This is a genomic window from Streptomyces sp. CO7, from assembly GCF_053474865.1.
Window position 1 is genome coordinate 302,028 of the sequence record NZ_JBRIOU010000003.1, and the last position, 13,297, is coordinate 315,324.

The window sequence follows — 13,297 nt, forward strand, 5'->3', positions numbered from 1 at the left end:
CCGCAGGGAGTGCCGCAGCGAGTCCACCGACCGCTCCACCGTCGCCTCGGTGTGCGACCCGAAGTTGATCAGGTACGGGGCGTGGACGTACGCCGGTATCGACTCCTGCGCGCACGCGGCGCGGAACGCCTCGTCCTGCGCCGGGTTGCCGGTGGGGGTGGCCCAGCCGCGAGGGTTCGCCACGAAGACCTGTACGGTCTCCGCGCCGAGGTCACGGGCGTAGGACAGGCCGACGGAGCTGAGGCCGCCGGCGACGGGAACGTGCCCGCCGACGGGGTTGCGGAACGCGTGCTTCACCCGTCCAGGGTGCCACGGCGCTCGCCCTGCCCTCGCGTCGCCCCGTTGGCGGCCCGGACCGTCACCGGCACCGCGGGACATCGTCATGGCCACCAGCCCGAGGTCGGTGTCGCCGATGCGCAGGCCGGTGTAGAAGGCCGGGCCTTTCGTCGGCGTTGATGGACGTTCGAGGACGGCGCACTCATCGGCGGACCCACCTCGCGGGAGAATCTGCAACCGGGCGTCATGGCCTTACTCGTCGCCTCCGCCACATGACCCGGCCGGGACGGTGTGCCGGCTGGGGCGAGGGGGAATGCCGACTCCCGTGTGGGGCAGGGTTGTTGCCCTGGTGTGTCGGCTGCAGCGATCCAGACGTTTCCGACGAGGAGAGGGCGACCACGTGACGGTCCGGCGAAAGCCACGGAGAGGCGTGGCCCTGCTGGCGGCGTTCGCCGGGGTGGTCACCCTGCTCGCCGCCTGTCAGGCGTCGGCGGAACCGAGCGGGAAACCCGCCTCCCTCACCGAGGTGACCGACTTCGGGAAGAACCCGGGCGACCTGCGCATGTACGCGTACGTGCCGCGCAGTGCCGGGGCGCATCCGCCGGTGCTGGTGGCGATCCACCCGTGCACCGGCTCGGGGCCCGATTTCCACGCGGGCACGGCGTTCGCCCAGCTGGCCGACCGGTACGGGTTCCTCGTCGTCTACCCGGACGCCAACTCCGAGGGGCAGTGTTTCGACACGGCCTCCTCGCAGGCGCTGAAGCGCGACGGCGACGGCGATCCGACGAGCATCGCCTCCATGGTGAAGTACGCCGAAGAGCGCCACGGGGCCGATCGCGGGCGGGTGTACGTCACCGGAGCCTCGTCCGGGGCGAACATGACCAACGTGCTCCTGGCCGACTACCCCGATCGCTTCCAGGCCGGGTCGGTCTTCATGGGCGTGCCGTTCGGCTGCTTCCCCATCGACGACCACGGGTCGGACGGGTGGGAGGAGTGCTCCAGCGGCCGGCACACCGAGACCCCGCAGAAGTGGGGTGATCTGGTGCGTGGCGCGTACCCGGGCTACCAGGGCGCCCGGCCGCGGGTGCAGCTGTGGCACGGCACCGAGGACGACATCCTGAACCACAAGAACCTCGGCGAAGAGATCAAACAGTGGACCGACGTGCTGGGGGTTAGCCCGAAGCCGGTGCTCACCGACCAGCCGAAGCCGGGCTGGACCCGCACCCGCTACGACGACGACGGCAAGCGGCCGCCCCTTGAGGTGATCAGCGTCGAAGGCGGGCGGCACGACTTCCCGAACTCCGGCATGGAGAGCATGGCCGTCTCATTCCTCGGTCTCGACCGGAGCGACACCCAGGGGTGACGCCGGGCCTCGCGGCGGCCCCGGGCTCGACGCGCCCTCGCGTCGGGATCCTCCGGGTCACCTCGACGGCAAGGTGCCCTGATGGTGCTGCGTTGCGGGAACCGGCCAGGGGCCGACTGTGGCCGCCGTGCCTTTGCGGCTGCCTCGTGCTGTCGGACCGCCGCCCCGCGGGCCGCAAGAGGCCGAATTGTTCGCGCCGGCCGAGGCCGGTGAGCCGGGTCTTAGTCGGCAGATCAGCGGCACTCTCAGCGTTCTCACCATCGTGGGCCTGCCGCTCGGCACGGCCTTGTGCGTCCTCCAGGTGCTCGTCGACAAGTCGCCGGCGCACCTGTTCCTCGCGCTCGGCGCGTTCGTCGCGGCGACTGCGGGGGCGCTGGCCACGCGGTACGGGCGGCTGGTGCCGGCGCCGCTGCGGGGAGGCGATGCCTCGGGCGCGGAACGCAGGTCCTGAACAGCACCAGCCGTCGGATGTGGTGGTTACTTCGAGACGCGGTGGTACTCGGTTGGCCAGCGCCACAGGGCTATGCCCAGAAAGAGGAACGCCGCGGTACCGGTCAGTGTCGACCAGGCCCAGGCCAGGGTGGCCTCGCCCGTGGTTTCGGCGATCTCTTCGACGCAGGAATCCATGAAGGGGCAGTCGGGCGCGGTGTTGCTCGCGACGATGGCCAGTACCACCGATATGGCGACGAAGATACCGAATAGGCCTAGCCAACCCCCCACATCTCCCCGGGACTTGGCGACGTCCCAGGGGGAGCGTATGGCGATGTAGGCGACATCTGATGGGACAGGAGCGGCGGGTGGTGGGGTGCCGGGAGGCGTGGTGCTGTCGGACATGGAGAGGTCCCCCCTCGAGTAGTGAAGGTCTGAACGGGAAGATCGGCAAAAGTTCAACCTTCGAGAAGACGCAATGCTATTGGGGCATCGTGATCTTGCGGAAGCGCTTCGCGTAGCGGCCGTCAGACGTTCAGGCCGACGGGGCCAAGGCCGGCGTCTGCGCCCTCCGGGGTCCGGCGTCGGCGGGTGGCGGGGCGGGGGTCGAGGTGGGGGTCGAGGTGGGTGATGACGTGCTGGTGGAAGCGGTCGACGGCCTCGTCGGCGCTGCGGATGAAGCCGGACTCGGCGCTGCCCCGGTACCTTCGAGTAGCTTGCGGATGTGCGGCCGTCGAATGACCGGAAGGCACGGTGACGGCGATGTCGTCGTCGCACCCCGAGTCGACCGGCACAGGGCCGGGAGCGCTTCAGAGGTCGTCGGGGAGGACGCGGAAGTGGGTGTACCGGCCGTCCAGCGGCCGGACCGTACGGAAATCGCGGATGTCGCGGGTGACGACGGCATCCGTGCCGTACTCGGCGGCCAGGGCGACGTTGACGGCGTCCACGAGGTCGAGGTCCAGTGCCGAGTACCGGGCACGGACCGCCAGCGCGGCGTCGAGCATGTCGGCGGTGGGCGGGACGAGGACGAGGCGTAGTTGACGTGTCCGGGCGATCAGTGAGCGGAGAATGCCGTCCGCCGCTCGTCGGCCCGCACGGCTGGTGGCCACCTGATGCACCTCGGTGAGGGCCAAGGGCGTGGCGACGAGCAGAGCGCATTCGTCGACGGCCTTCCTGGTCGCCAGGTGGGCCGGATCGGAGCGATTAAAGAGCGTCAGCAGGCCGGAGGTGTCGGCGACGGCGATCACGAGGGGTCCTTCGTGTTGCGCCGTTCCCTTGACTCGTGCCCGTGGACCACGGCGTCGCGGATGTCCTCGGCGGTGACGGGGCCGCCGAGATCGTAGGTCTCCTCGTCGGTGACGAACGGCTCTTCCCATACCCGGTAGGCGAGAGCGATGCGGTGGATGCCCTCACGGATTATTTCGGCCTCGGGCTTCCCGATCCGGGCGGCGGCCTCCTTGATCAGCTCCAGATCGCTGTCCTCGGCATAGACGTTTGTGCGCTTCAGTGCCATGCCTCAATGGTACATATCCTGTACCAACGTCGCCGGGGTATCACTCCAACGCCGTATGAGCGCGTTCGATCTCCTGGCGCTCGGTCTCGGCGGCTGCCAGTTCCTGTTCGGTGACGGGGCCGTACTCCGTCTCCAGCCAGTCAACGAGCTCGCCGAGCCGGTCCGGCCCCCGGTGTTGCTCCGTGGCACGGCTCACGCCGCCGGTACTGGCCTCGCTCGGCTCTTCCGGCGGCGTGACGGTCGCCATGCCGCCCGTCAGCGGATCTTGACGGTGACCGTGGAGCCCTTGGGGGCCTTGTCGCCGGCGGAGGGGGACTGGGAGTCGACCGTGTCGCCGAACAGGCCGAAGAGGCCGCGGTCCTTGTCGACCTCGAAGCCCGCGTCCTTCAGCTCGGCCGTGGCCTCGTCGGCGGACATGCCCGTGACGTCGGGGACCTCGATCATCTCGGGGCCCTTGGAGAGGGTGAGGGTGATCGTGTCGCCCTCGCCGGCGCGGCCGCCGGGCTCGGGGGACTGGCGGGCGACCTGGCCGCGCTCGTGGGGGGAGTGGATCTCCTCCGGATCGATGCGGACCTTCAGGCCGGCCGCCTCCAGCTCCGTCCGGGCCTCGTCGAGCTCGGACCCCGTGACGTCGGGGACGTCCACCGGGGCGCCCTTGCTGACGACCAGGGCGACCGCCGTGCCGGCGCGGCGTTCCGTGCCGGCCTCCGGCTCGGTGGAGATGACCGAGCCGCGCGGGATGCTCTCGCTGAACGCGCGGGTCACCATGCCCGGCTTGAGGCCCTGGTCCTTCAGCGCCTCGCGGGCCTGGTCGAGGGGGCGGCCCTCCACGGAGGGGACCTTCACCACCTCGGGGCCGGAGGAGATGACGAGGGAGACCGGGCCCCCGCCGCGGACCCGCTCGCCGACACCGGGGTCGGTGGAGATCACGGTGCCGCGCTCGACGGTGTCGCTGAACCGGCGGGAGACGTCGCCGACCTCCAGGCCGGCCTCGGAGAGCCGGTCACGGGCCTGCGCCTCGGTCTTGGCGAGGAGCGGGGGGACCTCGGTGAACTGACCCGAGTTGATGTACCAGACGCCGCCGCCCACGCCGACGAGCAGCAGGAGGCCCAGGATCAGGGCCAGCGGTCCCCGCCGGCTCGGCCCACGACCGCGACCCCGTCCGCGCGCGCCGGAGGGCGGCAGGCCCGCGGAGCCGAGCCGGGTGGTGCGCTCGACGACGGCGGTGGCCTCGTCGTCCTCGTTCACCGGGAGCGGGCGCGGCATCACCGGGCGGGACAGCACCGAGGTGCGGTCCGCGGAACGGTCGTGCTCCTCGGCGCGGGCGCCCGGCGGCACGGCGTCCAGCTGCGCCGCGGACAGCGTCGCGCGGGCCGCCAGCACCTGGGCCAGCAGCTCCGCCGCCGTGGACGGGCGGTCCGCGGCAGCGCGCGCGGCGGCTGTGACGACCAGCTCGTCCAGCGGGCCGGCCAGGCCCGGGACGAGGGCCGACGGCGGTGGGACGTCCTCGTTGAGGTGGCGGAAGAGCACCTGCGCGGGGGAGTCCCCGCGGTGCGGCTTGGCCCCGGTCAGCATCTCGTGGAGCACGATGCCGCAGGCGTAGACGTCGACCCGGGGGTCCACGGTGCCCTGCTCGATCTGCTCGGGAGCCAGGTAGGAGACGGTGCCCATCACCGAACCGGTGGTGTCGGTGACCGTGTCCACCGCCCTGACCAGGCCGAAGTCGGCGACCTTCACCCGGCCGTCGTCCCCTATCAGGACGTTCTCCGGCTTCATGTCACGGTGCACGAACCCCGCCCGGTGGGCGGCCCCGAGGGCGGCCAGCACCGGCTCCAGGATGTCCAGCGCTGCCCGCGGCTGCAGCGCGCCCCGCTCCCGCAGCACGTCGCGCAGGGTGCAGCCGGCGACGTACTCCATCGCCAGGTACACGTACCCCCCGTCGGTCCCCTGGTCGAAGACCTGCACCACGTTGGGGTGCGCGAGACGGGCCACCGACTTCGCCTCACGGATGAACCGGTCGACGAAGGCGGCGTCGTGCGCCAGCGCCGGGTGCATCACCTTGAGGGCGAGCACGCGGTCGAGGCGGGTGTCCAGCGCGCGGTAGACGGTCGCCATGCCGCCGACCGCGATCCGCGCGTCGACCCGGTAGCGGCCGTCGAGCACGCGGCCGAGGAGCGGGTCCTGAAGGGTCGTGTCCACGCAGGGAGTCTACGAGGGGCGCGCGGGGGCCGGAGCCGTCCGGCGGAAGCGGAACCCCGGCCGCGCGCCTCCTCAGAAGGCCGGGCGCTCCGGATCGAGCTCGGCCAGGCCCTCCGCCGGGGACGAGGCCCTGGCGAAACGTCGCTGCGGAATCCGTCCGGCCAGGCGGGCCAGCCGCCCCGCCTCCACCCCGAGCCGCATCGCCCGCGCCATCCGCTCCGGGTCCCGCGCCCTGGTCACCGCCGAGGCGAGCATCACACCGGCGCAGCCCAGCTCCATGGCGAAGGTCACGTCGGAGGCGGTGCCCGCGCCGGCGTCGAGGATCACCGGGACGCCGGCCGCCTCCACCATCAGTTCGAAGTTGTGCGGGTTGCGGATGCCGAGGCCGGAGCCGATCGGCGAGCCCAGCGGCATCACCGCGGCGCAGCCGACGTCCTCGAGACGCCGGGCCAGCACCGGGTCGTCGCTGGTGTAGGGGAGCACCGTGAACCCGTCGTCGACCAGGGTCTCGGCGGCCTCCAGCAGCTCCACCGGGTCCGGGAGGAGGGTGCGCTCGTCGGCGATCACCTCCAGCTTCACCAGCGAGGTGCCCAGCGCCTCCCGGGCGAGCCGGGCGGTGAGCACCGCCTCGCCCGCGGTGAAGCAGCCGGCCGTGTTCGGCAGCACGCGGACGCCGAGCCGCTGGAGGAGGGAGAGCACCGAACCGTGGCTCGCGGGATTCACCCGGCGCATCGCCACCGTGGTCAGCTCGGTGCCGGAGGCCACCAGGGCACGCTCCAGCGCGTCGAGACCGCTCGCGCCGCCGGTGCCCATGATCAGGCGGGATGTGAGCTTCAGGTCGCCCAGCAGCAGCGGGTCGTCGTCGTGCGGGGTGCGCGGGGTGTGCGGGTCCTGCGGGGCGGTGCCCCGCTCCGTCGGTGCGCGCACGTCAGCCTCCCTGCACGGCGGTGAGGACCTCGACCCGGTCGCCGTCGGCGAGCGGTGTGCCGGCCCACCGGTCGCGCGGCACCACCGTCTCGTTGACGGCCGCGGCCACACCGGACCGGGCCGGGGTCAGCAGTGCGACGACGGAGTCCAGCGCGGTCCCGGCGGCCAGCTGCCGGGGGCTGCCGTTGACCCGGACGGTGATCGGCGTGCTCATGCCGCGACCTCCTTGCCCGCCGCGGCCCTGTCGGACGACGCGGCGCTCTCGCGTGCCGGGGCCCCTTCGCGTGCCGCGGCCCCTCCGTCTGCCGCGGCCCCCTCGCCGGGGTCGGGCGGACACCACGCGCCCGCCCGTCCCGCGGCGGTGGCGAAACGATCCGCCGCGAAGGCGCGGGCCCGCTCCGGCAGCTCCCCGGTGGCGAGCGTCTGGGCCATGAGGTCCCCGGTGACCGGGGTGAGCAGCACCCCGTTGCGGTAGTGGCCGGTGGCCAGCAGCAGGCCCTCCAGCCCGGTGGGGCCCAGCAGCGGCGCGTTGTCGGGGGAACCCGGCCGCAGTCCCGCCAGGGTCTCGGTCAGCGGCAACTCGGTGATGCCGGGCAGCAGTTCGCGGGCGTCGCGCAGCAGCGTGTACACGCCGCCCGCGGTGACCGTCGTGTCGAAGCCCAGCTCCTCGCTGGTCGCCCCCACCACCAGCTCGCCGTTCTCCCGCGGCACCAGGTACACCGCGCTGCCGCGCACCACCGCGCGCACCGTCCGCGACAGGAACGGCGCGTACACCGGCGGCACCGCCAGCCGCAGCACCTGCCCCTTCACCGGCCGCACCGGCGGCCGGACCTCCTCGGGCACCCCGTCCAGCTCACCGCTGAGGCTCCCGGCGGCCAGCACCACCCGCCCGGCGGACAGGGCGGTTCCGTCCTCCAGGACCACGCCCTCGGCCCGGGCGCCCGAGACCCGCAGCCGGACCGCCCGCTGCCGGTGGAAGACCACCCCGGCCCGCTCGCAGGCCACCCGCAGCGCGGAGGCCAGCAGCCGCGGGTCGGCCTGGTGGTCGCCGTCCACCCGCAGCCCGCCGCGCACACCCGGCGCCAGCATCGGCTCCAGCCGGCGGCACTCCCGCCCGGACAGCCACTCCGAGGACAGCCCGTGCAGCCGGTGCAGGTCGTGCAGCTCCCGCAGCTCGGCCCGGTCGTCGGAGTCCAGGGCGACCGCGAGGGTGCCCGAGGGCCGGTAGCCCACGTCCGTCCCGGACGCCTCGGCGAGCTCCTCGGCGAACGCGGGCCAGCGGCGGGCCGACTCGAGGTTGAGGGCGAGCAACTCCTGCTCGCCGTGATGGTGTTCGGTGACCGCGGCCAGCATTCCGGCGGCCACCCTGGCCGCCCCGCCACCCGGCTCCGGATCCACCACCGCGACGGCGCCGCCGCGGCCCGCGGCCCGCCAGGCGGTCACCAGGCCGATGATGCCGCCGCCCACCACCAGTACGTCGGACGTCATGGCGTCCAGCTCCTCCCTTCGCCGGAATGACCCGGATCAGGTTCGTACGGTCGGAGGCCGTCAGCCTCCCTCTCAGCCCGGTGCGTCCGGGCTCCCGCGGGTGTCCTACCGTCGCCACCCTAGCCCCTGCCCCCGAGACGCTGAAAGAGAGTCACCCGTGCCCCGCTCCCTCGACGGCCTGCTGATGGCCCCCGTGCACGACCAGGACCCCGGCCAGGTCGGTTCCGCCACCCGCTTCCGCTACCACGAGAGCGAGGGCCAGGTGTGGGCCACCTATCAGGGTGGCGACATCGCCCGCGGGTACCTGGTCGGAACCCGCGAGGAGGACCGCGTCGACTTCCGGTACGTCCAGCTGACCGTGGACGGCGCCACCGCTTCCGGGCACTGCCTCTCGCGGATCGTCGAGCTGTCCGACGGACGCGTCCGCCTGGAGGAGACCTGGCAGTGGGAGTCCCGGCCGGGCAGCGGCACCAGTGTCGTGGAGGAGATCCGTCCGGAGTCCGGCCGGCCGATGTCTATGGTGAGGGAGTGAACGAGGGCGTGAACGATCAGAGGCGGGAACGGGCCGCACGACGGGTGGTCGTCGCCGGCGCCGGCATGGCCGGGGTCCGGACGGCGGAGGCGCTGCGCGAACAGGGCTTCACCGGCCCGGTGACGCTGATCGGCGCGGAACCGCACCCCCCGTACGACCGCCCCCCGCTCTCCAAGGGCGTCCTGCTCGGCGGGGCCGAGGGCGACGGCGCCGCGGCCTTCGACGTCGACTTCGCCGGACTCGACATCGACCTGCGGCTGGGCTGCGAGGTCACCGGGGTGCGCGTCGCCGACAAGGAGGTCGACACCGACCAGGGGCCCGTCGGCTACGACGTGCTGGTCGCCGCCACCGGCGCCCACCCGGTCCGGCTGCCCGGCACCGAGGGCGCCGAGGGCGTGCACGTCCTGCACAACCTCGACGACGCCCTGCGGCTGCGCCCGGTGCTGGAGCGCCACGACTCCGTGGTCGTGGTCGGCGCCGGATGGATCGGCGCCGAGTTCACCACCGCCGCCCGGGCGGCCGGCTGCGAGGTGACCGTGGTCGAGGCCGCCGGACGCCCGCTCTCCGGGGCGCTGCCCGCGGAGATCGCCCGGCCGATGGGCGAGTGGTACACCGAGAGCGGCGCCACCCTGCACACCGGCGCCCGGGTCGAGCGGGTGGAGCCCGGTGCGGTGCTCCTCGCCGACGGCCGGCGCCTCGAGGCGGACGCGGTGGTCGTCGGCATCGGCGCACGGCCCGCCACCGCCTGGCTGGCGGGCGCGGTGGAGCTGGGGCCGCAGGGCGAGGTGCTCGCCGACGCGCGGCTGCGGGCCTCCGCGCCCGACGTCTACGCGGTCGGGGACTGCGCCTCCTTCCCCTCCGCCCGCTACGGCGAGCGGCTGCTGATCCACCACTGGGACAACGCCCTGCAGGGCGCCCGCACGGTGGCCGAGGGCATCCTCGGCGAGACGCCCGCCGCTCCCTACGACCCGGTGCCGTACTTCTGGTCCGAGCAGTTCGGACGGTTCGTGCAGTACGCCGGCCACCACGAGTCGGCGGACACGACGCTGTGGCGCGGCGCGCCCGAGGACCCGGCGTGGAGCGTGTGCTGGCTGCGCGAGGGGCGGCTCGTCGCCCTGCTGGCCGTGGGCCGGCCCCGCGACCTCACCCAGGGCCGCAAGCTGATCGAGTCCGGCGCCACGGTCGACCCGGACCTGGTCCGCGACCCGGCCCGGCCGCTGAAGGCCGCCGCCCGCCGCTGACGGCGCCGCCCGCCGCCGAGGGGCGCGCGGGCATGCGGGTGCCACGGACGGACCACGCGGGAGGGGGCCCGACTTCCCCCTCCCGGTCCCGGATGGCACGCTTGGTCCTGTGACCGAGATTGACGCGAAGATCGAAGCTCTCGTTCCCGAGTGGCTCACCCTCCCCGACATCGCCGAGAAGCTGGACGTCGAGGTGACGCGGGTGCGGCAGCTGGTGAAGGAAGGCCAGCTGATCGCCGTACGCCGTGGTGAGAACCGCGCGCTGTACGTCCCCGCCGCCTTCATCGACGGGGACAAGGTGGTCAAGGGCCTCACCGGCCTGCTGACGCTGCTGCGGGACGACGGCTTCACCGACGAGGAGATGCTGGAGTGGCTCTTCACCCCTGACGAGTCCCTGCCGGGCACTCCCGCCCAGGCCCTCAGCGAGAACCGTGGCACGGAGGTGAAGCGCCGCGCCCAGGCGCTCGCCGTCTGACACCTACGCACCACCGACGGCCGCCCCCACCCGGGGGCGGCCGTTCCAGTGCCGCCCCCGGGTGGGGCGGCCGCACAGCACCGCGCCCCGTCCGCCGTTCCGCGGAACCGGGCGCCTCCACCACCACGATCCGGGGGGACCGCACCGTGCCCGAGACCGCCACCGACCTCAGCGCCACCGCCACGGAGGGCCGCGCCGCCGCCACCGCGGCGGACCGCGCCACCGCCACCGCCGCCGACGCCCGTGCCCGGCTGGCCGCCGCCCGCCTCTACCTGTGCACCGACGCCCGCCGCGACCGCGGCGACCTCGCCGAGTTCCTCGACGCCGTGCTGCCCGCAGGGGTGGACATCGTGCAGCTGCGCGACAAGGGCCTGGAGGCCGCCGAGGAGCTCGAGCACCTGCGCACCGTGGCCGAGGCCTGCGCCCGCCACGGCAAGCTGCTCGCCGTCAACGACCGCGCCGACGTCGCCCACGCCGCCGGCGCCGACGTGCTCCACCTGGGCCAGGGCGACCTCCCGGTGCCGGCCGCCCGCGCGATCCTCGGCCCGGCCGTCCTGATCGGCCGCTCCACGCACTCGGTGGCCGAGGCGGAGGCCGCCGCCGCCCAGGAGGGCGTCGACTACTTCTGCGTCGGCCCCTGCTGGCCCACCCCCACCAAGCCGGGGCGCCCGGCCGCCGGGCTCGACGCGGTCCGCAAGGTCGCCGCGCTGGGCGTGGAGCGGCCCTGGTTCGCCATCGGCGGCATCGACCTCACCACCCTCGACGAGGTGCTGGACGCCGGGGCCCGCCGCGTCGTCGTGGTCCGGGCGATCACCGAGGCCCCCGACCCGGCCGCCGCCACCGCGGAACTCGCCGCCCGCCTGCGCGACCGCTGACCTGCGCCGCCGGGGCGGCGCGGTGACCTGCACCACCGGGGCGGCGCGGCTGTCCGGGGAGCGGACAGACTTTGGGACAGGGGCCGCGGCCTGGCTAACCTGCGAAGTATGGCCCTAGGAACCGCGTCAACCCGGACGGACCGCGCGCGCACCGTGCGTGACATGCTCGCCTCCGGGCAGCAGACCGTCTCGTTCGAGTTCTCCGCGCCCCGGACGGAGAAGGGCGAGCGGAACCTGTGGAGCGCGCTCCGCCGGGTCGAGGCCGTCGCGCCCGACTTCGTGTCGGTGACCTACGGCGCCGGCGGGTCCACCCGCGCGGGGACGGTCAAGGAGACCGAGCAGATCGTCTCCGACACCACGCTCACCCCGGTCGCGCACCTGACCGCCGTCGACCACTCGGTCTCCGAACTGCGCAACATCATCGGCCAGTTCGCCGACGCGGGGATCCGCAACATGCTGGCGCTGCGCGGCGACCCGCCCGGCGACCCGATGGGCGAGTGGGTCGCGCACCCCAAGGGCCTGCACTACGCCGCCGAACTCGTCGAACTCATCAAGGAGTCGGGGGATTTCTGTGTAGGTGTGGCGGCCTTCCCCGAACTGCATCCGCGCTCTCCCGACTGGGAGACGGAGGTCCGGCACTTCACCGACAAGTGCCGTGCGGGGGCGGACTACGCCATCACCCAGATGTTCTTCCAGCCCGAGTCGTACCTGCGGTTCCGCGACAAGGTGGCGGAGGCCGGCTGCGAGACGCCCATCATCCCCGAGGTGCTTCCGGTCACCAGTGTCCGTATGCTGGAGAGGCTGCCGACTCTGAGCAACGCCGTGATTCCCGCCCGGCTGAAAGAGCGGATCCTCACAGCCAAAGACGATCCGGCCGCTGTACGCTCCCTGGGAATCGAGTTCGCCACGGAGTTCTGCGCGCGGCTGCTGTCCGAGGGTGTGCCCGGACTGCACTTCATCACGCTCAACAACTCCACGGCCACGCTGGAGATCTACGAAAACCTGGGCCTGCACCACCCGGTGCGGGGTTGGACCGGGAGCGTCTGAGTCCGTCAGACCGCCCCGTTCCTAGGGAGAGGGGCGTTACATGGGCTGGACGGTCCTCTACATCGCGTTCGGCATCGTCGCACTGTGGCTGCTGGGCGAGGTGTTGCTGCAGTACAAGGCCAAACTGCGGTGGCGCGTGCTGGCGTTCGCCGGCTTCCTCGGCGTCGTGATCGGTGTGCTGGCCGCGTCCGTCGCGCTGATCGGCCTGGGCGCGCTCGCCTTCGCGGTGGGGCAGACCTTCGTCACGCTGTCGTTCCGCAGCGGCTTCTCGCAGGGCTGGGCCCTGCCCGCCGCCCGCCGACGGGCCGGCCGGGACGACGAGGAGTGGGAGGAGTCCGAGGGCGCGGACCGCGACGAGCACGGTGACCGTGACGAACGCGGTGACCGTGGCGGACTCCGCGGCGGGCAGGACGACGAGCAGCCGGCCGCGCCCTCCGTGGACGACTACCAGGCCGCCGCCGGCGCCACCGCGTACCCGTCGCAGACGGCGCAGGAGGACACCGGCTCGTACGGCGTCTACGACAACTCCGGTTACGACACCGGGGCGTACCCCGCCGCCGCGTCCGCCGGAGCCGACGGGCAGGGGTACGGCGCCTACGACACCTACGCCGGTACCGGATACGACCAGCAGCAGTACCAGGCCTACGCGGACCCCTACGCCACGCAGGGCGGCCAGTACGGATACGACACCACGTACGGCGGCCAGCAGCAGGGCTACGAGCAGCAGCAGGGCGGGTACGACGCGACGTCGTACAGCGGCTACACCGACACCACGCCGCCCGGCGGAGTCTGGGTCCCGCAGCAGCGGGGCGCCGAGGACCCGTACGGGACCGAGCAGCCGCAGCAACCGCAGCAGCAGCCGTACCCGTACGGGTACGACGAGCAGTACCGGTACTGAGCAGGTCGTCCACGGCCGAGGGCCGGCCCCCGCC

The 13,297-nt window shown here is 73.3% G+C and carries 18 protein-coding genes and 1 riboswitch; of the genes, 8 read left to right on the top strand and 10 right to left on the bottom strand.

The genetic code is table 11. The features are described 5' to 3' along the window. Positions 1-297, bottom strand: a 297-nt coding sequence (locus ACOV8S_RS11265) for a TIM barrel protein (RefSeq protein ID WP_448317640.1), incomplete at its 3' end; no start/stop codon positions are given. Positions 298-706: 409 nt separating this feature from the next. Here ACOV8S_RS11265 and ACOV8S_RS11270 point away from each other — a divergent pair. After that, on the top strand, positions 707-1,639 hold the full coding sequence (locus ACOV8S_RS11270; protein WP_448317641.1) for an extracellular catalytic domain type 1 short-chain-length polyhydroxyalkanoate depolymerase: 933 nt from the start codon (positions 707-709) through the stop codon (positions 1,637-1,639). A 187-nt stretch (positions 1,640-1,826) separates the two neighbouring features. Continuing rightward, complete coding sequence (locus ACOV8S_RS11275; protein WP_448317642.1) at positions 1,827-2,090, top strand: hypothetical protein; 264 nt, start codon at positions 1,827-1,829, stop codon at positions 2,088-2,090. 26 nt (positions 2,091-2,116) lie between these two features. Here the strand turns inward: ACOV8S_RS11275 and ACOV8S_RS11280 are convergent, their stop codons facing one another. The 9 genes from ACOV8S_RS11280 to thiO all read right to left on the bottom strand — a co-directional run bounded on the left by ACOV8S_RS11280 (position 2,117) and on the right by thiO (position 8,195). Next, positions 2,117-2,473 carry a hypothetical protein gene (locus ACOV8S_RS11280; RefSeq protein ID WP_448317643.1) on the bottom strand — a complete coding sequence of 119 codons (357 nt, stop codon included), beginning with the start codon at positions 2,471-2,473 and terminating at the stop codon, positions 2,117-2,119. A gap of 122 nt (positions 2,474-2,595) precedes the next feature. Further along, entirely contained in the window at positions 2,596-2,820 is a 225-nt protein-coding gene (locus ACOV8S_RS11285; RefSeq protein WP_448317644.1) for a hypothetical protein, read from the bottom strand. A gap of 57 nt (positions 2,821-2,877) precedes the next feature. After that, on the bottom strand, positions 2,878-3,315 hold the full coding sequence (locus tag ACOV8S_RS11290) for a type II toxin-antitoxin system VapC family toxin (protein WP_448317645.1): 438 nt from the start codon (positions 3,313-3,315) through the stop codon (positions 2,878-2,880). Next, positions 3,312-3,581 carry a hypothetical protein gene (locus tag ACOV8S_RS11295; RefSeq protein WP_448317646.1) on the bottom strand — a complete coding sequence of 90 codons (270 nt, stop codon included), beginning with the start codon at positions 3,579-3,581 and terminating at the stop codon, positions 3,312-3,314. The genes ACOV8S_RS11290 and ACOV8S_RS11295 overlap by 4 nt, the downstream gene beginning before the upstream one ends. 40 nt (positions 3,582-3,621) lie before the next feature. Next, positions 3,622-3,828, bottom strand: coding sequence for a hypothetical protein (locus ACOV8S_RS11300; RefSeq protein ID WP_448317647.1), 207 nt, complete (start codon positions 3,826-3,828; stop codon positions 3,622-3,624). Positions 3,829-3,836: 8 nt separating this feature from the next. After that, entirely contained in the window at positions 3,837-5,780 is a 1,944-nt protein-coding gene (pknB, locus tag ACOV8S_RS11305; RefSeq protein ID WP_448317648.1) for a Stk1 family PASTA domain-containing Ser/Thr kinase, read from the bottom strand. 72 nt (positions 5,781-5,852) lie between these two features. Next, positions 5,853-6,632 carry a thiazole synthase gene (locus tag ACOV8S_RS11310; protein ID WP_448317917.1) on the bottom strand — a complete coding sequence of 260 codons (780 nt, stop codon included), beginning with the start codon at positions 6,630-6,632 and terminating at the stop codon, positions 5,853-5,855. A gap of 76 nt (positions 6,633-6,708) precedes the next feature. Then, positions 6,709-6,921 (bottom strand): sulfur carrier protein ThiS, encoded by a 213-nt coding sequence (gene thiS / locus ACOV8S_RS11315; RefSeq protein WP_448317649.1) that lies wholly within the window; start codon positions 6,919-6,921, stop codon positions 6,709-6,711. Next, positions 6,918-8,195 (bottom strand): glycine oxidase ThiO, encoded by a 1,278-nt coding sequence (gene thiO, locus ACOV8S_RS11320; RefSeq protein WP_448317650.1) that lies wholly within the window; start codon positions 8,193-8,195, stop codon positions 6,918-6,920. Before thiO ends, thiS begins: the two co-directional genes overlap by 4 nt. Beyond that, positions 8,192-8,303, bottom strand: a riboswitch (TPP riboswitch). (Overlaps the previous gene by 4 nt.) Before the next feature lie 49 nt (positions 8,304-8,352). Between thiO and ACOV8S_RS11325 the strand changes: the two genes are divergently transcribed. The 6 genes from ACOV8S_RS11325 to ACOV8S_RS11350 all read left to right on the top strand — a co-directional run bounded on the left by ACOV8S_RS11325 (position 8,353) and on the right by ACOV8S_RS11350 (position 13,263). Next, complete coding sequence (locus ACOV8S_RS11325) at positions 8,353-8,727, top strand: hypothetical protein (RefSeq protein WP_448317651.1); 375 nt, start codon at positions 8,353-8,355, stop codon at positions 8,725-8,727. Positions 8,728-8,735: 8 nt separating this feature from the next. After that, complete coding sequence (locus tag ACOV8S_RS11330; protein ID WP_448317652.1) at positions 8,736-9,968, top strand: NAD(P)/FAD-dependent oxidoreductase; 1,233 nt, start codon at positions 8,736-8,738, stop codon at positions 9,966-9,968. Positions 9,969-10,077: 109 nt separating this feature from the next. Beyond that, positions 10,078-10,443 carry an Rv2175c family DNA-binding protein gene (locus ACOV8S_RS11335; RefSeq protein ID WP_351114371.1) on the top strand — a complete coding sequence of 122 codons (366 nt, stop codon included), beginning with the start codon at positions 10,078-10,080 and terminating at the stop codon, positions 10,441-10,443. A gap of 251 nt (positions 10,444-10,694) precedes the next feature. Continuing rightward, on the top strand, positions 10,695-11,318 hold the full coding sequence (gene thiE / locus ACOV8S_RS11340) for a thiamine phosphate synthase (RefSeq protein ID WP_448317918.1): 624 nt from the start codon (positions 10,695-10,697) through the stop codon (positions 11,316-11,318). Positions 11,319-11,426: 108 nt separating this feature from the next. After that, a complete protein-coding gene (gene metF / locus ACOV8S_RS11345) occupies positions 11,427-12,365 on the top strand; it encodes a methylenetetrahydrofolate reductase [NAD(P)H] (protein WP_448317653.1) in 939 nt (312 codons plus the stop codon). 40 nt (positions 12,366-12,405) lie between these two features. After that, complete coding sequence (locus ACOV8S_RS11350) at positions 12,406-13,263, top strand: hypothetical protein (RefSeq protein ID WP_448317654.1); 858 nt, start codon at positions 12,406-12,408, stop codon at positions 13,261-13,263. The last annotated feature ends 34 nt before the right edge of the window (positions 13,264-13,297 follow it).